Below are 24,328 nucleotides of genomic sequence, written 5' to 3'. Positions count from 1 at the left end.
TAATGATTAGGACATAGGTTTTTTATGTCCTAATCAGTTCTAGAGCAAGTCGACATGCAATTTTTTCATACCCTACCTTCTATACTTCAAGGCTTTATTAACCCAAACACTTAACAATAAAAGCAAAATATAAAAGTTAAAACTACCACCCTCATCTTTCTCTTCCGGTGTTATATTATTTACTGTATCACCGCCGCCAGTGTCACCGCCACCTGTGTCACCGCCACCTGTGTCACCACCGCCTGTGTCACCACCGCCTGTGTCACCGCCGCCTGTGTCACCGCCACCTGTGTCACCGCCGCCTGTGTCACCGCCGCCTGTGTCACCGCCGCCTGTGTCACCGCCGCCTGTGTCACCGCCGCCTGTATCCGTAGCAGCTACTGTTACATTAACTTTACCATCAACACTTAAACCACCGCTGTCGGTTACTGTAATTGCAAAAGTTTCACCACCGAAAAAATCTACTTTCGGGGTATAAGTCAAAGTAATACCATCGATAACGGCAGTTCCATAATAGGGCTCTGTTTTGAACGTTAATACATGAGTATCGCCACTATCAACATCAACGATATCAACAGTCACTTTTTCACTAACCGTATTCATAACAGTTTCAATAAGGGCTGTCACAGATTTTGGGGCTGTGTTTAGTTCATTAACAACGACATTAATAGTACCGCTGACATTTAAACCATGACTATCAGTTACCGTAATCTCGAATGAATCTGCCCCATGAAAGTCACTATTTGGCGTATAAACTAATGCTATTCCATTAATTGCCACTGAGCCGTTAGCCGGTTCGGTTTTAATAATGATTGTATGAGTATCATTTGGATCAGGATCTACCACCTCAATATTAACCTCTACGCTGGCAGTATTCATTGTGGTTCCAATAAGAGGTGCTTCAAACTTGGGTGCTGTATTTAATTCATTTACCATAACACTAATGATGCCATCAATACTTAAACCGCCGCTATCGGTGACCGTAATATCAAAAGAATCTGTCCCGTGAAAGTCACTGTTCGGCGTATAGATTACTGCAGTGCCATTTATCAACACTGAACCATTAACAGGTTCAGTGTTGATAGTTATGATATGAGTATCATTAAGGTCGGGGTCTACTATATCAACATAAACTTCTGCACTGGCAGTGTTCATAGTCGTTTCAATGGTCGCACTAACAGAAATAGGCGCTGTATTAAATTGGTTAACAATGACACTAATAGTACCATCAACACTTAAATCACCACTATCCGTCACAGTTACCTCAAAAGAGTCAGTTCCGTGAAAGCCATTATTAGGCTTATAGACTAGTGCAGTGCCATCAATTATCACTGAGCCATTTGTAGGTTCAACTTTAATGGTGATGGTGTGTGTATCATTGAAATCAGGGTCTACTATTTCTGCATTAACCGCGGAACTCACAGTATTCGTAGTGGTTGAAATTGTTGCAGTAACAGACGTAGGGGCATCGTTTAGCTGTGTTACGGATACGGTGAAACTTGAACTATCTGCATCAGAAGAGTTTTCATCATCGACAACGATCACCATAACAAATATGTCACCATTATAATTAGCTGGTGGTATTAGCGTGTATTCATCACCACTAACTAACTTAACCGTCCCTTGAGAAGCAACAACGGTAATAGTATTTGAAACAGCGTTACCATCGGTAACGTCAACAGAAAAGCTATAGGTTTCTTTCTCAACCAAATCTGCATCATTAATAGGGGTAATAGTAATATTACTATTCTTACCACTAGTTAAAAATCCTACTGTTCTACGTATCTCCGTTTTATTACCGGTTACGTCTTCCACACTAGCCAAAATTTCAATTGTTGGATCTGTTAACGTTTGGTTAAGGTCAAGTATTATAACACCTGACATTTCTGCATTAGCGGCTATGTTGGTACAATTGTCTTGGCTATCTAATACACAGACCACCAAACTAGCGGGGTTAATACCACTACCAATATCGACAGTACCTATTTTAACCTTTGAAACTGTCTCATCAGTTGAAGCGGGAACCATGTGTAATGTCGGTTTTTGGGTATCTAGTAGCTCGTCATCACCACCTGGAACACCTATATCAATCCAACGTGATAACATACCTAACTCATCAGCTGTAATAGTAGTCGGATGGTCAACACCAAAATCAATATCATCAGCATAAGATGCATCGGTATTTCTATCAGTTCTTTCGTTTGCAGCTTTCCAGTATAATAGGCTACCTAACGAATTGAACGCTCTGATATATTTGCTAACTTGTGGCCTTCTAAATGCTGTATTGTTACTGCCCTCACCTGTATTAAACTGATTTGCCGCCGACAAACACTCTTGCTTATAATCACCAACTAAACACCACCAAGTAGCATTGGGTATTTTATTTCGCTTGTTATCACCAGCAATATCTAAAGCCAAATCTGCTTCAGGTGAATCGCCACCATGGCATGAAGTACAACGTTGCTGAAAAATAGGCATAATATCGCGAGTAAAATCAATACTCATGGCATACCCAGGAACCTCTTTAATAGTCACTGTTTCTTTACCATTGTCATTCACTTTACCATTCAATAGTGGAATAATACCTTCGCCTAAACGAGGCACAGTATACCCCGGTGTTGCGGCATGACTATCCTCAAAAGTGATTCTCGATGGTTTCGAATGCACATGGCACCCCCCACAAGTTTTTTTCTCGCCGGGTCGTAAACTTTGCCAAGTCATGTCTGTATTCAAAGTACGACCCTTGCAATCAATACCTTGCATTAAATAAGGGGAGTTGGCTGGGAATCGTACTAAAAAGCTAGTATCCGCATGACCACTGATATCATTGATTACATTCCCTGCATCATCTTTATTGAGAACTGAAAACTCTCCCAAAATACCAACTCTTTCCCCAAATAAATTAGAAAGCCCATAGAAAGTATTTCTATCTCTGTTAGGCATAACCGATAATATCCTAACACCACATAGATCTTCATCATTATAATTCACAGTATCAGTACCCTGCAGATTAAATTGCTTCTCTCCCACAAACTTTATACCTTCTTGTGGGTGAGTTTCCCTATCGGTTATAGAGGCCGCGCCTAATAACCCAAATGGTGTACCTTTTTCTAGTAAAGGGTGTGCAAGTTTATCTGCAGAGCTGGCTATATTCTCTGGTTTTTCAACACCATGAATTGTTATATATGGTACAACTGCTTTAGCCATAATTTCATGCCAATTAGGGCTGTCGACAATTAATTCTAAATCACCTGGATGTAAAGATGGGATTGTAGTTGCTCGGTAAATACCGACATCACAAGCAGGGGTATCCAAATTCAGATGTGTCATCATATTCATAGCTACACCAGAACCAGAGCCATCAACTAAGGGGGGAACAGTGCGACCTAAGTCCTTGAATATTTGACCCGATGCCAATGTACTACAAGGGCCTTTTCCCCATGATAGCATCAAGCCATTGTTAGAGAGTGCTGCAGGGTGACCTGCTTTACCAGAGAAAATAAGATCACTAGTATAATTTGGGTGTTTAATACTAGGGGAAGATAAAGTGGTAGATACTTGGTCACCATTAATAGCCCAAGAAGCAAAATTAATAACATCCCTTGGCACAAACAAGTCTGCATGGTCTTGAGATTCACTAGGAGCCATACCTTCTTGTCCATTTGATTCAGCTAAAAACCCGATTAAAGCACCTAAGCCATTATTATTGCCTCGGTAATAGTCAGCAAACCAAATTCGTTCGTCACTAGTTTGAGTAAGGAAATGAGCAGCATTATGATCCTCACCAAAATAACTAGGATAGTGGCTGCCACTATGTTGACCAAATAAAGCAAAATTTTCTGCACCGTCAGGAAACTGAGAATAAATATTAAACATATTATCTAAGGTATTAAAGCCACCGATTGAGCCATTCGTATACCTAAACGGCTGAGCACCTAAAATTTGCCAACTAGAATAAGCAAGACGACCATTTTTTAACAAATAGGGGTGTTGTTCTTGTGACAGAGAGTGGTGACTAGATAAATCAAGGTTTTTCCAGTTAAGATCGACACTCCAAATACGAGTACCTACTTTTGAACCGGTTGATCTCCATACTACAGTTGTCGAATGTTTATCACGATTTGAAGTGAAAGCAAGCCTTCCGTTAGCTAAAAAAGCTGGCCCTGAATCATAAATACCCTCTTCATAAGGCTGGATTGATAATGCACCTGTTGCAACATCTACAGTATGAAGATGAGCCCCTGTAGTTTCCAACCTCTTATTTGGAAGGTCCAACTTATCAGTATATGTGGGGTCTGCATTTTCATCAATAATATCATGCCTAATGTAAAGAGCATGGTTTTTAAGTGTCCCTCTAAAAACACTGAATGCAATTGTTTTACCATCAAACGATACAGCTGGGTCGAGCGCTGCACAAGAATTTGCATCTGTTGATGTGCTAGAGCAATCATACAGAACACGTTCATTACCTTGATCATCCCTGAACATTAAATCACATGGTGCGGAAAAGTCGCCAAAAAAATTAGTTACATCTGGCAATACATCATAAATATCTAAGCCCTTCATCAAGCGTGATGCCTGCTGAACTTGCCCATTAATTGTTACATCTGCTTGTAAGTCGAAAGTAGCCGTAGTCCTAGCACAACGTGAATATACGATAGGATCTTGAGCAAAAGCCTTAGCCTGAAGAAAAAAAACAAATACCAATATAATGCTATTAATAAACTTAGCTTTTATCATAAAAAAACTCCCTAGTTACCACTTACCTTTCAGGTAAAAATATCCCTATAAAAGATAAAACTGAAATACAAAACCAGCATTGATTATAGACTATAAAAAATTAAATAGGTTTAAATTATTAGGCGAAACAGCTCAAAAAATAGGTTTAATAAACGTCTAGAAAGCTATTTATGACTCTATAACTAGGTAGCGTTAGGTATTCATTTTCACCTTGGTTACCACATTGGTAAAATCTCCCCTATAGTACTTTATATAATATATGTATTTAGCTTAATAAATGTCTGTGAAAAAGACTCGAATATGTACTATTAAAAATAGTTGGGCTCATTGCCTTTAAATTAAAAGTTTACTTGAATTTCCTTTTTCTGAAACAAACGAATCTTGCTATACGACTTGGTTAAAAATAATATAATTCAACTTCGATCCTAATGAATTTACCCAGAAGTAAGTGCTGGCAATAAAATAAGGAAATTTATGGTTAAACCAGTTGAAGTGATAATATCTATAGATGCTGAGTTTACTATCAACAATGCTTTCTCACATCCCCAAAAATTCTCACCTTCTTCTGAAAGTTTATTTTCTCCTACATCAAATAAAGGTGTTGGTTTTAAGGAAGTCCTAAATATCCTTCATGATTATGAAGTTCAAGCCACTTTTTTCACTGAAGCGCTAAACTCATCTTTTTTTGGTGTGCAAAAAATGAAAGAGCATGTGCAAGAAATGCTTAAATATAAACATGATGTGCAGTTACATGCTCACCCCGTTTGGCAAGAATTTGATAACCCAAATTGGCGAGAAGATGTATTAAAGAAAGAGCTTAAAGATAACTTCTTGAATATGCCAGCTAGCCAAATTGAAGAGTCATTAAATAAATGCATCCGTGTATATAAAGAATGGACTGGGCTGGCCCCTCTAGCTTTCAGAGTCGGCAACCTGCAAGCTAGTTTACCTCTATATGAAGCGCTCTATAATGCAGGGTTTAAACTAACCAGTAACATAAGCCTTCCTATTTTTAAACCCGCTGAACCGGCTCTTGTAATTGAGAATAAAATGACGTTAATTAACAAGGTAATTGAATTACCTGTCACTTCATTCCAAAGTATGGGCATAAGGCATAAGGCATTAACGATAACAGGTACTTCATGGAAGGAAATGAAGGATATTCTACTTCAATGTAAAACTAACGGAATAAGGCATGTTGTTATCTTGACTCATATACATGAATTTATTAAAGCCAAAAAGAATTCCTCACTTAAAAAATCTGACCTAGTGAATATTAACAGGCTGAAATCATTATGTTCATTTATTAATAACGATAAAGACTTCAAATTCACTACATTTAATAATTTAGTGGGCAGTGAGAGTGAAATATTAACCCAAGTTCAAATCGAAAAAAAACTTAGGAGCAGTTTTACTTCTGGCTTATGGACAATAATCCAGAATAAATTAAACAATAATCTTTGGCATTATTAATAAATATGAAAACTTATAATATAAACTTTCAAATTGGTGACATTGTACTTTTTAGTCATACAATACAAATATCAACAGTAACCAAAAACAACCTTTTTTTATCTGAGCCTGCAGATGCTTTACCTGAAGATGATGTCCCTCTTCCCCATTACCTCCCACAATTAAGTATTACACCCGAATTAACCATAAAGAAAATAACAGCGAAGGAAGATAAACTCTTTTATGTGCGCTCAATATATAATAATTTTTTCATAAACCTTAATGAATACAGTTCTTTCGATGAGTATTTATCCAAATTTTCAGCGAAATCTAGGTCAACACTGAAACGAAAGGTTCGTAAAGCAGAAAAGTCAGGCTTTACTTGTAAAATTTATGAAAGTATTGAAGAGGTTGACGACTTCCATCAACAAGCTTGTGAAGTGGGAGAAAAGACATATCAAAATCGATTGTTTAACTCCTCAATTCCAAATGATCGAAATTACTTAGAAAAGATGAAAACGCTAGCTTTAACAGGAAACCTTCTCGGCTTGATATTATTTAAAGATGACGAAGCTTGTGCCTACTTATATTTGCCAATTGAGAACAATGAGTATATTTATGCTTATCTAGGGTATCTTAAAGGTTTATCCAAATTCTCACCTGGAACTGTTTTGCAGTTCTATGCGTTTGAAAAAATATTTAATCAAAAGCCTAAAGCAACTTACTTCAACTTTACTGAAGGTGATGGAAAGCATAAAGAGTTCTTCGCAACAGACAAAAAGACTTGTTGTAACTGTTTAATTATCGAGAAATCGATTTCCGCCATGATTTTATTATATGGACAGCTTGCATTTGATTCATTTTCGACCTTTATAGGACAGATACTGGACAAGTATGATTTACGAGCAAAGATAAAGAAGCTAATTAGACAACGTTAAATCCAGTTATTTGCAACTATATTCAACACTTAAAAAGTAGACGTGTATTATAAACTTGCTTTCGTGTTAAAGCTGAAACTTAGTACTCTGTTATAAAATTTTTATTAAGTTTTTTTTTATTTCAAATATATATCGAGTTAGTCTTCCTCTAATTGTTGGTGGAAATGCAAATAAATCAATCACTTCACTCTTTTTCTCAGCTCCCCACTCTTGTTTATAACCAGAATCACCAAAACCTATATCTAAGTTTTTCATTTGATTATCAATGGCATTTGTTATCATTTCTAAATATAGTTTTTTTCCTGTGCTGAAATCTTTCACTTCATCTATATAACTATTCGATAATACGAAGCGTGTTGTTTTTGTATCCATTGTAGTAACGTAACTCACTGGCTTACTATCTAAAAACATTACCCAAATATTCAAATTTTTACTAAACGCTGTATTTTGAATCAATTGATTCCAATACCTTTGATTATTCACACCTAAAAACCTGGGTTCCCCTTTTTGTGAAATCCATGCTTTACTTTCAATTTGACTCAAATCAGAAAAAACGCCTTTCCAACGATCAGCGCATATATCATTGAAATGTATTATTTCACCACTTCCAACTTTGTTAATAGCTTTCCAGTAATATCTAATTTTCTTTTTTCTTTTAGCGCTAATCAGCTCGTCTATATCTATGGGTAGGTTAACAATATAATTCCAACCTAAAGCTGTAGTTAATACAATCCAGCCCTTATTTTTTAATGTCACAACTAATTCGCGATTAAATTTATCATCCTTGAGAGTAGGACCAGCCCTAAAAGCATAATCAACTTGAGAGGTGAGTTCATTACTAACGGCAGTGATGGCTTCTCGACAACCTTTGCTTATATGAACCCCTCTGAATGGGAAGAAATTGCCAGCAAGTGAGATAAACCGAAAGGGACCTACCTTTTGCTCTCCAAAGGCCCAAAAAGCTTTACAATCCACATCATTAATCACATTCTTCGTTAGTTTTTTAGTCCAGTTTGAATTATCAATTAAATTACAATGCCAAGCATCTACCCAATTTGAATCATAAAACGCCATGTTGTCATTGAAATGATCCTTTGAGCCCAAATTATCATGCATGATTTCACTCTTTATTTAACTCTAAATTTTAAATGCTTTGATCTGGTATTGAAAATCAAACGGCGTGAATTGTATGAGATGATACTGCCTACTGATTGCCAAGCTAACTTTCTAAATACTCTCATTGAATTTAGATTTGTCGAGCTTATATGTGCAATAAGTAATGGTACTTCCTTACATTGAAGATCTTGAATAACATTGGAAATCAAGTTCCCTGCTAAGTTATTGCCTCTATGTACTGGGTTGGTATATAAATAACCAAGAAGGCGGCTTCCGATAGAATAATCAACAACCAATGGTAGAGGCGTGTCAATCATCACAGGTAAAGTTTTAGAAATAACTACCTGCGCTACAACAGTCTGTTCAAGTAAAAGTGCATAGACATAAGCCCCCTCAATAATAAGTTCTCGAACTGTTTTACCTGTTCTCTTGTTTAAATCATCGATAATCAATTCAGGTAATTGATTTAAATCTTCCAGTTTTATTAATTTTAAAAACTCAAATTGATTATCAACGTTCGTGACCGAAACATTAGGTATCTGTATTTCAAAAAAAACAAAACGCTCCAAACGAAAAAGCAGATTTGTGACACCAAAAAATAACGCGGTTATTCCTAGTGTTGAAAAAAAGTACTGTGTAATATTTTTTATTTTTTGCATTTACCTTCACAAGGTCATATGTAAAAGAATTTAAGAACCCTACTATTAGGGTTTAGGCTATGATAAGCCAGTAAAAATACTGTGTGCCCACATAATACAAAAAGTAAGTTTGGATAACCTGATGCTTTAGCTTCCAACCAAGTACCGACTTTTATTGCCCATAAGCTTTTGGATGATGAAAATTATAACTACACAAGTCATCAATATTGCAATTGATACAATAGGATAGAATAATAAATTGCCAGCAATTTTTTCATCCGATAGCTTTTCAAAAAGAAGCTTACTAGTGGTTAACACATAAGAGTGAATAAAAAAAACGCCAAAACTAGTATCAGCAATAGTTCTAATAAGTTTCGAGTCAATCTTACTACCAAGCCTAATAAGCAAACCTAAAAAAAGCACAGACATACATATTTTCTGTAAATAATTAACATAAGTCATTGTGCCTTGCATAAGATAATATTCCCAACAGGCAAAACCCATGACTATTATTGCTAATACAAATAAAAAGTCAGTCCTACTAAAGAAGCCATTAAGCCTACTTTTAAAGTGGCTACAATACATACCCAGCAGATATACGGAAAAGAAATGCACAAAACTCTGCTGAGGAAAGCCTCGACTGACAAAACATGAAACAAGTATAGCTACAGGTAAAATCCAATAAAAATTTTTCTTTTTATCCCCCCAAATTAATAGAGGGGCGACAATATAAAAAAGGGTAATCATCGGGATAAACCACAGTGGAGCAAGGTGTAGACCTGTCAAATAAAAATAAACTATTTGCAACCATTGGGGGTTGTCATAAAACCCTTGCCACACAGTTTCTCTTGTCAAGACAAAAACAAAAATATAGATAGCAGGTATTGAAACGAAAAAGTAAGGGATAAGTACGTTTTTCAACTTGCCAACAAAATATTTCTTATGTTGATATTTACTTGCTAAATGTTGAAAAAGATACCCTGCGATAAAAACAAATAAGACAGATCCGTTGCTAATTAATATACGTAGCCAACGCTCTACATCAGAGTCATCGGCAGACCAATCGAAAAAATCAATACTATGCCCAGCAACAATAAACAAAATTGCCAGCGCCCTAAACGAATGTATATAGCCTAAAAACAAAGTGCCTCCTTGCAAGCCATGCTGAATTAAATAAATTTATGTACGACCGTAACGGTCTTCAAAACGGACAATGTCATCTTCTCCAAGATAACTACCTGACTGAACTTCAATCATTTCTAAAGGTAGTCGACCTGGATTTTCTAGTGCATGTACTGCACCAATGGGAATGTAAGCTGATTGGTTTTCACTTAATAATATGGATTTATCATCGATTGTAACTTTTGCAGTACCTGAAACAATAATCCAGTGCTCTGCTCTATGATGATGCATTTGTACTGATAGTTTTGCACCTGGTTTAACTGTTATTCGCTTCACTTGAAAGCGATCGCCCATATCAATACTGTCGTATTTCCCCCAAGGTCTATATACCTCTCGATGCAGTGTTGCTTCCCCTCTATTTTCAGACTTTAATTGTGCAACAATATTCTTCACATCTTGCACTCTATCTTTATTAGCAACTAATACTGCATCAGGTGTATCGATTATAACTAGATTATCTATACCTACTGTAGCGATCAGCTTATTTTGACTGTGAATATAACTATTACTACTTTGTTGAGCAATAACATCCCCTTTAAGAACATTATTATCTTTATCTTTATCACAAACCTCCCAAAGGGCTGAATATGATCCAACGTCACTCCAACCGGCATCAAGAGGAATAACAACTGCAGCGTCTGTTTTTTCCATTACGGCATAATCAATAGATTCACTATTACAAGCTAAAAATTCAGCTTTATTTGGACGTAAGAAATCTAGGTCATGCTCAACATCAGTCATAGCTTTCTGACAATGAGTTAATATGTCTGGACGATATTTCGCTAACTCTTCTAAGTAGCGAGAAGCTTTAAATAAAAACATTCCGCTATTCCACAAGTAGCTCCCTGAGGCTAAATATTGATCCGCAAGATCTTGATTAGGTTTCTCAACAAATTGAGCTACAGTAAAGTGTCCTAAGTTTACTTCCGGCCCTTTTTTAATGTAACCGTATCCCGTTTCTGCATGAGTAGGTACGATACCAAAAGTAACTAATTTATCTTGATTGGCAGCGATACTCGCTTGCTTTACTGCTTCCTGAAAAGCTTCAGCGTTTTGGATAACATGATCAGCTGCAAGGACCAATAATAATGCATCCTTATTATTATTCATGGCATGGATAGCAGCAAGAGCAACAGCTGGAGCAGTATTTCGCCCTTCAGGCTCCAATAAGATAGTTCCTTGGTTATTCGATAATTGCCTTACCTGTTCCGCCACTAAAAACCTATGCTCTTCATTACATATAAATACTGGATCATGACAATTTTCTGGTAGGCGTTTTAACGTGTCTTGCAACATGCTTGTACTGTTAACTAATGGTAAAAATTGCTTAGGAAATAGTGCTCGGGATAGTGGCCAAAGACGAGTACCGCTACCGCCACACATAATGGCAGGAAAAATTTTTGTAGGCGATGTAACCGAAGTTGTCTGACTCATATTCATTCCATTGATAAGGTTAAATAGATGGGTAATTAATAACGCTATAATAAGCGAAACCTGCTTTGAGTGATACTTATTTTACCTGCCATTAACAGCGAGGTAATATAAACTAGCTGTAAAACAACTTTCACAAGTGATGCCTTAATAAAGTAAACTAAACCTTATTTGTAATAGACTTTTTTGGCCAATATCATTATCAAACGTAATGTAATAGTTTTGTCGCAATTAAATTAAAACTAAAAAAGCACAACTATTACAATATGCAAAGGTATACTAACGCTTGTTTATCATTGAGGTTTCCATTCTTTATTATGAGTAATTCTATTTTATTTGCCTTTCTAGACTACCCCCCTAAATCAGGACCAGGATCGAATAGAAACTATTATCTGAAACAACACTTTAATAAACTTGGTTGGTGCACTAAAGTACTTACCATCGCAGAAGTTGATAATGACTCTGATATCAGTTTCACCGATGATACCGATATTATTAGAGTAAAGAGTAGAGATGCCACAGAAGTTTTTTCTATTGCTGGTAAATACCCAAAAATAGTTGAAATACCAGACCGTTGGTATCTTTGGATCATCCCTGCACTAATAAAAGGCTATCAACAAAGCAAGAAAAATCATTTTGACTATATTTATGCTAGTTTTCCCGCATACTCAAGCACCATTGTAGGTTATTTATTAAGTAAAATATTAAAAAAGCCATTAGTACTAGATTTAAGAGATCCTTTTCGATTCCGATATGACCCTGAAAATATGCCAATGCATTGGCTTTATCGCCTACTAGAAAAGCACGTAATTAAACAAACAAAATATTTACTTACCACTACACAAGCGTGTGCCACCTTTTATCAAAATTTATACCCAAACTTTCCCAGTACAAACGTTCATGTTGTACACAACGGTTATGCGCATGAATTCCATCAAGAATTACCAAAAATTAGTAGAGATGAAGTTAGCAAACCTTTTATTCTTTTACACTCTGGAATTTTATATCAAATAGGTCGAAACCCAGAAGCACTACTAATTGCAATTAAGCTCTTAATTCAAAGAGGTACCATTAAGAATGGTGAATTTAAATTAAGGTTCAGAGGTGGGTATGCCTGGCCTGAATTAAGCCAACAGATACTTGACTTAGGTTTAACTAACTATGTGGAGTTTATGGACCGAATATCCTATTTAGAAGCGATAAATGAAATGAGTAAAGTAGACGCTAATGTTTTAATTCAAAATTCTTTATTTAATTTACAAATCCCCAGTAAATTATATGATATATTAGCGCTGAAAAAATCAATTTTAGCCGTCACGGATGAACAAGGTGCTTTAGCAAAGGAAATGTCTTTTCTTGGCCTCCCTTATTTCTCGAATTCTGCAGAAAATATAGCAAAATTGTTAACTCAGCTTATAAGTGAAGAGCAATTGCCTTTATCTGATGATGTATTACAGCAACGAAGTAGATTCACTATGAACCAACACCTTTCCAGTATCCTTAGTAACTCTTTGAAATCCTAATGAGAAAAAGTAGTGCGCTGACCAGCAGTATACTCATGTTATCCGCAAGCTGGATTGCAAAAGCTTTAGGGCTAATAAGCACCATTATTTTAGCTCGCTTATTAACGCCTGAAGACTTTGGTTTAGTAGCAATTACTATGCTGGTTGTTCATTTTTTGGATGTATTTGCCAATACAGGAACACAACAATATCTACTAAGTAAGGATGTTGTCGACAATGATGACCTCAATACTGCATGGTCATTGAATATGATTTTTCGAATAATCATAACCTTGGCTTTGTTAGTTCTAGCTGTACCTATAGCAAATTTTTTTGAAGCTGATTTGGCCAATGCTTTTCGGGTAAGTGCGGTTATTCTAATAATCATTGGTCTAACTAACCCTGCAATAAGCATCGCTAAACGAGCTTTTAATTACCATGGAATTTTTAAGTTAGCTTTGCTTGTGAAGTTTATCAGCTTTATCGTCACAATAACGGTTGCTTACTACACTCGATCATACTGGGCGTTAATTATTGGTACTATTAGCCACTATACCCTGCATGCCATAGGAAGCTATTTTATATACCCATTCAAGCCGAAATTTTGCCTGAAACACATACATGAACAATGGGATTATTCTAAATGGATTTTATTAAGGAGCTTCGCGGGTTATATACGTTCTAAAGGTGATGCATTTATTATTTCTAAGTTCTTTTCAACAAGCGATGTAGGGATTTTTACCATAGCAAAGGAGTTTGCTATGTTGGTATATGAACAAATTGCGACACCTGTTGCTGAAATAATTATGACTAGTGTGCAGAAAGCTCGTAGCAATGATACTGACATTAGTTACATCATTGAAAAATATTTACTTATTCTACTAAGTCTAATACTCCCTATTGCGTGTATTATATCTATGTATGCCGATTCCATCGTTGTTATAATTTTAGGCGAAAAGTGGCTCGCCGCAGCGCCAATTTTAGAAATACTCACCCTACTTGGTATCTCAACCAGTTTAACCATGGTTTTTAATTCTACCTTAACAGCACTAAAGCTAACTAAACTTACTTTTAAGGTTGATGTCATTACGACAATAATTATTTTAACCACGCTATTTTTGTTAAAAGGTGTAGAATTAGTTGAGTTTGCTTTAATAAGATCTTTATTAGACTTAGTAGTACTCGTATCATATTTTGTTTTTACTAAATTAATTATTGGCTTGAGCCTAAGAGCTAGCCTAAGAAATTTAATACCTACAGCATGTTCAGTTGTTTTAATGGGATTTATTCTTGAATACCTAGCAAACACATTTGTTATCGATAACTTCATTATATTAGCAATGACTTCTGGCATAAGTTTACTATGTTACGCTATTATCTTCTGGATTATGGTTAACATACTGCCTTTCTCTGGCCCAGTATTAAAGGATTTACAATCCACTATAAATACTATGGTAAAAAGAAAGTTTTCTAATTAGCTGAGAAAGTATTATCAAAATAGCTCGTCACATCGGTAAACCAGCCCACTAAACCACAGAGCTCTGCTTCAAACTCAATTTGATGAACATCTTCACCATCAAGAAACCGTGGTATCTGCAGTAAGTCTGTGTTTTTCGTAAATAAACCAGGTGAAACAGTTGTAGCACTTGTAACGCCAAAATTTTCGAGCCAACGCGATTGTTTTTGATAAAACTCGCCACTCGGATAACAAAAGTGATCTAATTGAGCGTTAGCCATAATAGAAAGAATATAATCTTTATTTTGTTCAACTTCTTTATTAAATGGCCCTTCTTCTTTAGGTGAACAGTGATGATGAGTATGTAGCTGGATATTGACCTGATCTTGAGCCAACTCAAGTAACTCTTGCTTATTTAACATACGAAATAACAACTGGCCTTTATAATATAATGATACTTCTAGCTGCACTGCAATACGAAAAATAACAGCTTGTCGCTCTACTATGTCATCCAATTGACTGATAATAGCCCTAATATCACTAGTTATAGCGGCTATATCATCTGGCTTAATAACATAAACCTTATCAATACCAAGTTGTTCATCCTTAAATTGAAACTCTTTACCAACTGATTTCCATAATATATAAGCTAAAGCTACATTTATTACTACTCCTTGAGTTTTCATATAATAACTTGTTATATATAGCATTATTGGAATTCCGTTCAGTTGGATTAATTCCTTCCCTAATTCGTGAGTACTAGCCCATCCATCATCCATAGTAATGACTACATGATTTCCTTCATGCCCCCTCTCCTTAATAGCCTGCTGTAGAGAAACAATTTGATAGTTACTACTTTTTAGCCATGCCATTCTTTTAGCGAAGCTTTTTGGTTTCATAAATAATTTTGGACGAAATAAGTGTTCATCATGATGAGAAAAACCATGGTAACAAAGCACGCAGGTTTTTCCTTTATTAAGTTTTTTCGCTAACCAAAAACCACCTATTAACTTGATAATCAATAATATTATTATTTTAATCGTCTTAAGCATGATTGACAAAAATCCTTAATGAAGGCCCTTAGATTAATAAAATATAACTTTCTGTCGTTTGGATAAAGTAAATCCGCTTTAATTTTAGGGTGAATAAACAGTAAAAAAAACTCTAGAATTATATATACTTTTTTTACTTTTGAGACTTTTCTATCTTTTATAGATGACAACATATAACCAAAATCTGCAGGCAAGGCGTTTCTTACCTTAATAGGCTTTTCTAAGCGAATTGGCTCCTTTGGGGACATCTTTGCAAAAAAATAATCAAGATGAATACATGGAAAATGAACACCTGCTAGTATATCAAGATTTAATGCGGCCCAATAACGAGAGTTTAGTTCGATAAATGTGAAGTTATTATTTTTTTTGTCCCACTTATACTCAACCATTGCTGGGCCATTCCAATTGAGGTGCCGCAACCTGACAACGGCATCTTCATACATATCTTGATGCCACCAACTATGCCTTAGAGAAGTCAAGCCGCCTGTATTCGGGCTTTCATGAGTAGCAATAACCATAGACTCGGCAAGCAGCCTCCCCTCTTGAAAAAGTAGATTAACTGTCGCTTTAACCCCTTTACAACAGTCTTGTATCAGAACTTTCTTATATCCCTGTAATGCACTTTTTATAGCCTGTCTAGCTTCGACCTCTGATCCGACACTAATAACGCTTGCTCTCACCTCAAAGTTAGAATAGAAGCCATCCCCTTTTATAAAAAGAGGATATCTCCAGTGTTTAATTTCTTGCCAACAAACATCATTTTCACTAGCAACAATTTGGGTATTAGGAATGTTTTTATTTAAAGGCCCCACGCAACTTCTTAGAAATGAAGCAAAGACATCAGCTTTACTTAAACAGAGGTAAATGTTTTTTTTAGAACTAGAAACAGGTATTAAGTGAGAAAATTCAGAAAAATCATCTTTAATAATTAAATAAAAATCTTCGCTTGGAATAATGACATGTATCTTATGGGTCTCAATATAACTTCTTAGCCAATTTAAATAATTCTCTCCGTATTGAGGGCATTTAGAGGCTTCAGTTATAAAGCTTGATCGGCAACCTAACGCATTAGGGTCGGCTGATACTGCAAAGATGTTATAGCCATGTTGCCCTAATGAGCGGATGACAGCTATAGCCCCCATAGAATCAGCTTGAGGAACTAAAACATTATAATTACCGCGCCAATTTCTAGCCATACCACCCTTTTTATTGATTTAACTTAATTAGAAATAACCTCTATATTCATCTTTTTTACACACTCACGACCAAGAGCTCCTGCAACTGAAAACTTATAACGTTTAAAGCCACATAAATCTGTATCTGACAAACTCTGAACCGAAGGTGCTGAATTAATTGTCGCTTTATTTGTTTTTTGTGTATTCCCTTGGAGCTCCATCACCCCACCATCACGAGCTCTAATTTGTCCTGTGGTTACATTATTTATAATACTAGCTGAACTTTGAATAAACCTAACATCAAGCCCTAAAGTATTTAAAAGACTGTTATGAATTATCTTGGTATTACTCGATTTATTTATATAAATAGCAACATCCTGACTACAGTTAGCCACAAGATTATTTCTAATTAAGCCATTGTTATACTCAACAGGGCAGCTACCTGTGCGACAAAACCGCTCAGCCGTTCCTCCTCCCCCTAATGATATGCCAATTCTCGTATGTTTATCATTGGCTATAGACCACTGACAATCGACAATATTATTTTCAATTATGCCATCACTTCCATTCCCTTTTAAAAATAATGCATAGCTGATGTAGTCACTCCCATGTTTACTATTATTCGCAATGAAGTTTTTACGGATAAGCCAAAAACTGCCGGCAACAACATCAACCAATGTAACGGAAGTATCTGTTTTTCGTGAACTTTCATTGTAAATAGCATTATGCTCAATTAAAACATTATCAGGGTGCCTTCTCATTTTAGGCACACCTATAGAGTTAGCTTTGATCGTGGAATTAAAGTTTTTAAGTTCATTATTTCTTATTATAAGGTGCTTTGCCCCTGCAATGTGAATAGCGTGCTCACAAGACTTATCTTTCGAGCAAACACCATTAATTTTTAAGTTCTCCAGAAACCAATAATCTCCCGTTATTACAAATCCTTCGAGTGTATTTAGTTCAAGTAAAACTTCACCATAAAGATCAGCTTTGATGCGAATAGGATTAAGCAATGTGCCTTTAGCATTAAGGTAGATTTGCCTCTGATTTATATTATATTTACCCGGAGAGATAACAATATCATCACCAGGTTTTGCCTTTTCAATAGCTAGCAGTAATTCTTGGCTTGATGCGACTCTGACAGTTCTTAACTTTTTGAATTCAAAATCTCTTAAATTACGATAATGGTTCATCAATCGTTGATTGGTTTCTTTAGAGGTTAAGTGTACTTTTGAACGATTGATACTAGGACCAACAACAGTCCTATCATAACGTATTTGATATCTATGAGCCTGTGTGTACTCATCCAACTCATTGGCTATGTACGCTACAGGAGAGGATATTTTTTTAGCAAGTGGCGAACTAGAGTTAGCTAACGAAATAGCGACTCGCTCAAAGAAAATAACAGCAGGTAAATTGTAGTTATTATAAAGATAGATACCATAGACTAAACTAGCAAATACCACCAATAACAAAAAACTATGGACTAAGATACCTACTCTATAAAAATATTGCAGAAGGGCTGTGAAGAAAGAAGTATTGCTCATTTTAACTACCTCTCCACACCTGTAATGGAATGATATTGACAGCTACCGCTCTTTTTTTGTTCTAAGCCACAAATTAATACCTGTTTCCCTTGTAGTTGTTGCATATTTTTTACACTCAACTGTTTTTCATTAAAAATAACGGCTACGTTACCAATGATGTAGGCTTGAATATTATCATCTAGATTTTTCACTTCTGTCCTTTCTAGGCGAAATTTTTTTAAACTTGGACGGTGCACCGTAATGATTTCATTATGAACTTGTCGTTTCGCCCGCACTTCAAAGCGCCAGCTTGGTGCATGTGATACTTGCTGCCAAGTTAAGCCTCCACTGTAATTTTTACCCGTTAAAACGGTATCATCACCATCGGACTCCACATAAAACTTATAATTATCACCACCTATCAAGCGAACATCAAGAATATCAGCTAAGATTTCAGTTGTTAAAAAACCGTTACCATTTTGAATCTTAAGCCACTTATCTGAACTAGTTAATATGCCGTTATTTGCTTGTCCTTTTAGCACTTTTTCATTTACGACTATAGGCTTATTCATTGTATGAAACACTAACTTAACTTGGTTTTCATCACGAGTTCTTATTTTATCTTTTATCAATAAAGTATCTTGTTCACGAAGGAAAATCACTTCACGCCCAACTAACTCAAGCTTCCCTTGTCTCCCGTTATCATCATACCAGCTGCTATTATAGGCCTTAGTTAAATCGGATTTTATATATGAATATTTCACATGGTTTTCATGAGATGTAATAGCCCCACCCACTAACATTGGAGTTTTTGTACTCTTCTCATGCCAATCAGCTATCGTAGTTACCTCACTCCCTATGGGCAAAGTTATTCGCTGCCCGCCATCAGAAATATTATTATCTCGATTAAAACCGATCAGTACCTCCTCTCGCTTTCTTTGTACAATAATACTATTTTTGGCAATTGTTCGGATGCCATAATTCAATCGATTTTCTGAAAAAAACTGACTGGGAACACTGCTATTCATCAACAGCGGAGCGCCTTTGAATAAAGAAACATGACCATTATCATAATGACCATGGTGTGTAAAAGAGCTACCAGCCCTATAACTAATAAAAGTGCTATTATCTTGCCAGTTCTGCCTTATATAGCTTTGCCCTAATGAATTTTGACCAAAGATTTCCATCAAGGATAATGGCTGTACAGCCCTATCAGGAAGGTCTATCGGATAAAATAATGGCAGACCCCAACGATAAGGCGCATGGTAGCTTTCAATACCATGTAACTTAGACATTTTATTCGAATACTGAGTAAAGATAGGGTTACGAGTAATTTGAGCAATTATATCAATCACCCTACGACTTTCATCTTTCAGATCTAAACGTGGCCCTTCATCCCCTAATGGCTCAATTTTCCAATCTGGTCGTGTTGCTTGAATATGCCAATGGCCTAGTTTATTTATTAAACTCTTTATCTTGATATGCCATCTGTCTTTTTCTGTGCCATTCAAATAACCTGATAAAGCCAACACCACATAAAAAGCACGTGAATTGATCCAATAATTATAACCTTCAGGCCATGCCTCCGTCAGTTCAAGCGCCTCGACCATGTTATAAAAATGTGGCATCGCATTATTTAAAAGTGTTTCATCTATACCGTCAATGGCCAATATAGTTATCCACATTTGTGCGGTTAATGTCGTCCTACCATGCCACAAAGATGCCTCTTTACCATTAAGCAAAATTAAATAATGCTTCAGTGCCTGGCTCAGTTTATTATTAATCTTAATTTTATCTTGGCGAGAAAAATCTGTCATATGCTTTAGTGAATCGTAAGCAAAGGCTAAACGCCAACTATTTGCGTAACGTCCTGAGGAATTTGGCTGAACTACCTTAAAGTCCATAAGCGCTTGTTTAGCTTGTTTAACGAATTCAGGATCTTTGGTAAATAATGAGCATGTTACCAATGCTAACAACTCATCTTTTTTGCATGGCGGGTTTTTACGTAAATAATCAGATTGAAAATCTGATATAGATAACTGTCCAGCAAGTATTTTATTGGTTTGTGCCAATAAACGAACGTTATTAGTAAATCTTGGAGCTATATGGAAATGAGCAGGAAAGGTAAAACTATTGTTAAATAATACATTTTCAAAGCTAGGAGATTGGATTCCTAACTCCTCACTAATTTGATAAAAAAATTGGCCCGGAGTTAAGTCATAATGCTTTGATAAGAGCAGTACAATGAAATATATTGAAAGGTGACTGGCAATGCCAATAGTAATGAAGTAGAAACGCCTAATTGACATATTACTTCCTATAATTTAGTGCCAAGCGTAGTGCAAAAAATATCTCTTTTTTATCCCAAGGAGTAAAGCGTTTAATCTTAAAACGTTCCAATTTAAGGTTAGTTAAAGATCCCCAATCTGTAGACAAGGCAGCTTTAAAGCCTATTTTTTTTACCATATCCACATGCTCTTCGTTGTAGTCTTGTCCTATTCTTCCATTAGGGTAAGCAAAGTACTCGACTGGTTCTTCAATGATCTGTTCCAATAGTTCTTTACTTAGTTTTATTTCAGCGAATGCTGTTTCATTATTCTCTTTCATCAGTATTGGGTGACTATGAGTATGTGCCGCAATTGTCATACCGGAGCAATGCATCACCTTTATTTGTTTTTCAGTAAGAAAGTTATGTTCAATAGGGTTAAATGATGTTTGACCTTTCAACTCAGTTAACAGCTTTGTTCGATCTTTCAAGGATAAGTACTTAGCATACTCTGTTAATCGGTACCTACTCTTGATTCTATCTTCAAGGCTACTTAAGTCAAAAAGCATCCCATCACAGTAAATAGAGCCAACATCTGTAGGAGCATTAAATATAGCTGAGTATATCTCTGCATCCCATAACCCCCCTTCAAGTATGCCCTGAGTACTAATAAAGAAAGTAGCACTGATATTATTTTTCTGTAGCACTTTATATATTAAATCATAGCTATCTTGATAACCATCATCGATAGTTAAACAAACAGCCCTTGGTGGTAGCTTATTGTTTTCTTGTAATATTAGCGCTTCTGGTAAAGGTAAAACTGTGAAGTGCTTTATAAGCCATTTAACTTGTTGCTCAAATAAAGCCAAGGTGATTGTATTCGGGTTTTTAGGATCATGAAATTCACTTACTCTATGATAAGTTAAGATATTAAGCTTGGTGATCCGTTTAGAGCTACTCCAACGATTAGCTAAGTAACGTATAAGCCAATTAAGCATAACACTCCAATAGTAATGTATTCATTCCTTTCACCCCTATTAACTACCTAAATTCACCTGTATACATAAGCGTCGCTATTATTTTTTATCTAACTCTAAATTAATAATTTTATATTCAATAACATAACTTAAGGCAATGAGTATATAAAACAAATCAAAGTACGCCATGCTAACATTTGCACCTGTCATCATAAAAGCAATTAATGATACTGACATCATACTACTCAATTGACTACACCACTCATACCCATGCAACCGCGCTTTCTGACTTAACTTCTTTAACCTTAAATATAGAATGAATATTATCAATAAATAAGTGAGCAGACCAATATAACCCAAGTCACCTAAAACTTGAAAGTAAAGATTATGTGCCGCTTTTGCTGCTTTATCTGCAGGTATTGGAGGGGTATCAATAGGCCCAAAATCATCAATTTCAGTTCGATATAACCCCCATGCTAGAGGATCCTGACTAGCTAAAAAGCTATTACCAAAGAAGTTATTGTTAGCAATCTTAACTGATATTTTCCACGCCCAAAGACGCCCTATAAAGGAGCCATCCTGGGAGGATGCAGTGGAGACAGAGTTCATTCTATCACTCCATCCACTAGGCACCAATGACGAAGCTATTGATAGCGCTATAATAGTGACAATAATCCAAAGCGTTTTTCGTTTTGATTTAATTAAAAAATAGCCTGCCAGTATAATTAAACCAATAAACCCTCCGCGAGAGTAGGTTCCAACAATAGCAACGACATTAAGTATGGCCAGAAATATCAGCCCTGTCCGTAATAGTTTATGTTTCGTTTGACTTATGAGGTATATAATTAAGGGAATGGACATATTAATAGCTACTGACAAATCATTTCTATCACCCAGCATATGACCACTTAAACCAGCAACTCTATGCCCACCGCCGGAAACTAAGAATTTAAAGCTTTCTAAAGCAGCATAAGAAGATATCGATAAAACTATTGACCAAATGAGTGTATCAACGTGAACTTTTTTATTCACAATCAGTAAAATAGCGAAATAAAACAATAATAACTTAGTAAAATTTTCAAACTTTCCCCATGAATAATCTACTAATATAGAGTCCGTCACTAATGTACTAATTAATGCTATCAACCAGAATATAAAAAGGAGTATGCTTATACCATCTATTTTGAATTTTGACTTGTTTTTCATAAAAACATAACTAACGTAAGTTAATAATGCTACAGAAAAATTCATCCGAAAGTTGTTTGAAAACCCCCACGCCCAGCCAGCTGGAAAAGCAAAGGTTATCCATGCCCAAGCGCTTACGCCGATAAAAGGCTTACGAATGGTATAATAAACTAAAAAGAAGAATAGAAGAGTTACAGCTATATCACGCACTATTTTTTCCTTGAGTCAGAATTATCTTCATCATCATTTTTTACCGCCCAATGATATAAAAAAACAAGACAGATTATATCAATAATATAATAAAGAGAATCTAGCATTTACCTAACTCGATACTTTTGAAATTACATAACGAAATTTACCAGATTTCTCTGCTGCGATCACTGTCACTATTTCTACATCAATAACCACTTCATCACCGAGGCGTGTTTTAAAACCGGTAATAATGGTTTCTGTTAATTCTTTTGACAGACTGCCTCCTGCAGCAGGAACAATTTCTACACGTGTATGTAACTTAGTCTCTTGCACAATCTTAAACTCTTCAATGCCATCAAGCTCACGTAAGATATAAATTAACGCTAAGCCATGCATCATAGTACCATTTGCGGCTACTACAAAGTCAGTCGTTCTACCCTCAATATCTTTCAATACAGGTAAGCCTCGACCACAAGCACATGCTTTAGTATCTAATGCAGCAATATCACCGGTACGGTAACGAATAAAAGGAAAGTCAGACGTCGCCATATGTGTAACAACTATCTCTCCTTTTTCACCCTCAGCAACTACTTTTCCGTCCTGATCAATAATCTCAACAATCAAATCTTCTGCTGATATATGCATACTGCCACTTGGACATTGATGTGCTATAAATCCAGCATCTCGACTACCATAACCATTAGCAACAGGTGCGCCAAAGGCTTTTTCAATAACTTCCCGTTGATAAGGGTATAAACGTTCAGAAGTAACGAAAACAACTTTAATACCGAGCTGAGTTAAATCAATTTTTTTGGTAAGTGCCAACTTAGCAATTAAACTAAATACTGAAGGATAACCAAAAAGCATAGGTGGTTGAATACGTTGGATTTGATCAATAAAACCTAGCAGCTTATTTTCATCCATATCAAATGCAGGAATTAAAGTCGATCGAAAAAGTTTATCTCTTATGATACGAACTTTATCCTGTGCCCCGAGTTCTATGGGTGAGCCCCAAGCAACAATTTCTTTATCGCCTATATCGACATCCCACCAACGGGTTGCACGCCACTTTTCAGCTACGTCATGACTAACTCGTTCATTACCTAGTAAGAATGTCAGCGGGGTTCCACTTGAGCCGCCCGTGGTAAAAGAACTGACAACTCCAGCTTGGCATGATTTCAATGCTGTGTAATTGTCACGTATAGTTGTTTTATCTAGAAAGGGGAGCTTATGTAAATCGTCAACAGAGCTTATATCCGAAGGAGACAATCTTAGTTCATTGAAGAGCGCTTTATAATAAGGTACGTTTTCTAATGTATTACCAAGAAACTGCTGAAGACGTTCACTTTGAGCCTGTATAATCTTGTCTTTTGGGAGCCATTGACTTTTTTCAAGCTGCTTTTTAATCGCGACTGTATCGTGTTTTTTCAAACGTTCGTGTAGTGGAAAAAGCAATTTAGATACTAACGTCGTGTAAATCCCTGTCATGTTCTTTCGTGA

Annotated in this window: 16 protein-coding genes; 4 read left to right on the top strand and 12 right to left on the bottom strand. The window is 36.0% G+C overall.

Annotation, left to right across the window (positions count from 1 at the left end; translation table 11 throughout):
- Nucleotides 1-72: 72 nt before the first annotated feature.
- Nucleotides 73-4,740 carry an Ig-like domain-containing protein gene (locus GAB14E_RS18445; RefSeq protein ID WP_033080973.1) on the bottom strand — a complete coding sequence of 1,556 codons (4,668 nt, stop codon included), beginning with the start codon at nt 4,738-4,740 and terminating at the stop codon, nt 73-75.
- A 474-nt stretch (nt 4,741-5,214) separates the two neighbouring features.
- Between GAB14E_RS18445 and GAB14E_RS18450 the strand changes: the two genes are divergently transcribed.
- Nucleotides 5,215-6,213: a polysaccharide deacetylase family protein gene (locus GAB14E_RS18450; protein ID WP_033080972.1), complete on the top strand. Its 999-nt coding sequence runs from the start codon at nt 5,215-5,217 to the stop codon at nt 6,211-6,213.
- Between the two features lie 5 nt (nt 6,214-6,218).
- Nucleotides 6,219-7,130 carry a GNAT family N-acetyltransferase gene (locus GAB14E_RS18455; RefSeq protein WP_156115656.1) on the top strand — a complete coding sequence of 304 codons (912 nt, stop codon included), beginning with the start codon at nt 6,219-6,221 and terminating at the stop codon, nt 7,128-7,130.
- A gap of 90 nt (nt 7,131-7,220) precedes the next feature.
- On the opposite strand, the gene GAB14E_RS18460 is transcribed toward GAB14E_RS18455, so the two are convergent.
- From GAB14E_RS18460 to GAB14E_RS18475, 4 genes are all read right to left on the bottom strand, one after another.
- Entirely contained in the window at nt 7,221-8,246 is a 1,026-nt protein-coding gene (locus GAB14E_RS18460; protein ID WP_033080970.1) for a GNAT family N-acetyltransferase, read from the bottom strand.
- 11 nt (nt 8,247-8,257) lie between these two features.
- Nucleotides 8,258-8,905, bottom strand: coding sequence for a GNAT family N-acetyltransferase (locus tag GAB14E_RS18465; protein ID WP_033080969.1), 648 nt, complete (start codon nt 8,903-8,905; stop codon nt 8,258-8,260).
- Nucleotides 8,906-9,031: 126 nt separating this feature from the next.
- The gene (locus tag GAB14E_RS18470) at nt 9,032-10,027 is read right to left on the bottom strand and encodes an acyltransferase (protein ID WP_033080968.1); all 996 of its coding nucleotides are present in this window, start codon (nt 10,025-10,027) and stop codon (nt 9,032-9,034) included.
- 36 nt (nt 10,028-10,063) lie between these two features.
- Nucleotides 10,064-11,500: a mannose-1-phosphate guanylyltransferase/mannose-6-phosphate isomerase gene (locus tag GAB14E_RS18475; RefSeq protein ID WP_414734054.1), complete on the bottom strand. Its 1,437-nt coding sequence runs from the start codon at nt 11,498-11,500 to the stop codon at nt 10,064-10,066.
- A gap of 314 nt (nt 11,501-11,814) precedes the next feature.
- Between GAB14E_RS18475 and GAB14E_RS18480 the strand changes: the two genes are divergently transcribed.
- Together GAB14E_RS18480 and GAB14E_RS18485 are read left to right on the top strand one after the other, a co-directional pair.
- Nucleotides 11,815-13,020 carry a glycosyltransferase gene (locus tag GAB14E_RS18480; protein ID WP_033080967.1) on the top strand — a complete coding sequence of 402 codons (1,206 nt, stop codon included), beginning with the start codon at nt 11,815-11,817 and terminating at the stop codon, nt 13,018-13,020.
- On the top strand, nt 13,020-14,477 hold the full coding sequence (locus tag GAB14E_RS18485) for an oligosaccharide flippase family protein (RefSeq protein WP_081967702.1): 1,458 nt from the start codon (nt 13,020-13,022) through the stop codon (nt 14,475-14,477). Before GAB14E_RS18480 ends, GAB14E_RS18485 begins: the two co-directional genes overlap by 1 nt.
- On the opposite strand, the gene GAB14E_RS18490 is transcribed toward GAB14E_RS18485, so the two are convergent.
- From GAB14E_RS18490 to GAB14E_RS18515, 7 genes are all read right to left on the bottom strand, one after another.
- Nucleotides 14,470-15,507 (bottom strand): polysaccharide deacetylase family protein, encoded by a 1,038-nt coding sequence (locus tag GAB14E_RS18490; RefSeq protein WP_033080965.1) that lies wholly within the window; start codon nt 15,505-15,507, stop codon nt 14,470-14,472. The two genes, GAB14E_RS18485 and GAB14E_RS18490, sit on opposite strands and share 8 nt — an antisense overlap.
- The gene (locus GAB14E_RS18495) at nt 15,486-16,703 is read right to left on the bottom strand and encodes a hypothetical protein (RefSeq protein WP_033080964.1); all 1,218 of its coding nucleotides are present in this window, start codon (nt 16,701-16,703) and stop codon (nt 15,486-15,488) included. The genes GAB14E_RS18490 and GAB14E_RS18495 overlap by 22 nt, the downstream gene beginning before the upstream one ends.
- A 23-nt stretch (nt 16,704-16,726) precedes the next feature.
- Nucleotides 16,727-18,229 (bottom strand): chondroitinase-B domain-containing protein, encoded by a 1,503-nt coding sequence (locus tag GAB14E_RS23880; RefSeq protein WP_052093467.1) that lies wholly within the window; start codon nt 18,227-18,229, stop codon nt 16,727-16,729.
- A 5-nt stretch (nt 18,230-18,234) separates the two neighbouring features.
- A complete protein-coding gene (locus GAB14E_RS18500) occupies nt 18,235-20,517 on the bottom strand; it encodes a hypothetical protein (RefSeq protein ID WP_033080963.1) in 2,283 nt (760 codons plus the stop codon).
- A 1-nt stretch (nt 20,518) separates the two neighbouring features.
- Nucleotides 20,519-21,472: a polysaccharide deacetylase family protein gene (locus tag GAB14E_RS18505; RefSeq protein ID WP_033080962.1), complete on the bottom strand. Its 954-nt coding sequence runs from the start codon at nt 21,470-21,472 to the stop codon at nt 20,519-20,521.
- A gap of 78 nt (nt 21,473-21,550) precedes the next feature.
- Nucleotides 21,551-22,846, bottom strand: coding sequence for a putative O-glycosylation ligase, exosortase A system-associated (locus tag GAB14E_RS18510; RefSeq protein ID WP_033080961.1), 1,296 nt, complete (start codon nt 22,844-22,846; stop codon nt 21,551-21,553).
- Nucleotides 22,847-22,957: 111 nt separating this feature from the next.
- Entirely contained in the window at nt 22,958-24,316 is a 1,359-nt protein-coding gene (locus GAB14E_RS18515; protein ID WP_033080960.1) for a phenylacetate--CoA ligase family protein, read from the bottom strand.
- Between the last annotated feature and the right edge of the window lie 12 nt (nt 24,317-24,328).

This window comes from Colwellia psychrerythraea, assembly GCF_000764185.1.
In the GTDB taxonomy this organism is placed as follows: domain Bacteria; phylum Pseudomonadota; class Gammaproteobacteria; order Enterobacterales; family Alteromonadaceae; genus Colwellia; species Colwellia psychrerythraea_B.
This window is presented reverse-complemented; position numbering and strand designations above follow the sequence as displayed.

Excerpts from the sequence above, each read along its gene's own strand:
- GAB14E_RS18485 (WP_081967702.1), top strand. The coding sequence starts at position 13,020 with ATGAGAAAAAGTAGTGCGCTGACCAGCAGTATACTCATGTTATCCGCA.
- GAB14E_RS18465 (WP_033080969.1), bottom strand. The coding sequence starts at position 8,905 with ATGCAAAAAATAAAAAATATTACACAGTACTTTTTTTCAACACTAGGA.
- GAB14E_RS18515 (WP_033080960.1), bottom strand. The coding sequence starts at position 24,316 with ATGACAGGGATTTACACGACGTTAGTATCTAAATTGCTTTTTCCACTA.
- GAB14E_RS18495 (WP_033080964.1), bottom strand. The coding sequence starts at position 16,703 with ATGGCTAGAAATTGGCGCGGTAATTATAATGTTTTAGTTCCTCAAGCT.
- GAB14E_RS18450 (WP_033080972.1), top strand. The coding sequence starts at position 5,215 with ATGGTTAAACCAGTTGAAGTGATAATATCTATAGATGCTGAGTTTACT.
- GAB14E_RS18505 (WP_033080962.1), bottom strand. The coding sequence starts at position 21,472 with ATGCTTAATTGGCTTATACGTTACTTAGCTAATCGTTGGAGTAGCTCT.
- GAB14E_RS18490 (WP_033080965.1), bottom strand. The coding sequence starts at position 15,507 with ATGCTTAAGACGATTAAAATAATAATATTATTGATTATCAAGTTAATA.
- GAB14E_RS18480 (WP_033080967.1), top strand. The coding sequence starts at position 11,815 with ATGAGTAATTCTATTTTATTTGCCTTTCTAGACTACCCCCCTAAATCA.
- GAB14E_RS18460 (WP_033080970.1), bottom strand. The coding sequence starts at position 8,246 with ATGCATGATAATTTGGGCTCAAAGGATCATTTCAATGACAACATGGCG.
- GAB14E_RS18445 (WP_033080973.1), bottom strand. The coding sequence starts at position 4,740 with ATGATAAAAGCTAAGTTTATTAATAGCATTATATTGGTATTTGTTTTT.
- GAB14E_RS18455 (WP_156115656.1), top strand. The coding sequence starts at position 6,219 with ATGAAAACTTATAATATAAACTTTCAAATTGGTGACATTGTACTTTTT.
- GAB14E_RS18500 (WP_033080963.1), bottom strand. The coding sequence starts at position 20,517 with ATGTCAATTAGGCGTTTCTACTTCATTACTATTGGCATTGCCAGTCAC.
- GAB14E_RS18475 (WP_414734054.1), bottom strand. The coding sequence starts at position 11,500 with ATGAGTCAGACAACTTCGGTTACATCGCCTACAAAAATTTTTCCTGCC.
- GAB14E_RS23880 (WP_052093467.1), bottom strand. The coding sequence starts at position 18,229 with ATGAGCAATACTTCTTTCTTCACAGCCCTTCTGCAATATTTTTATAGA.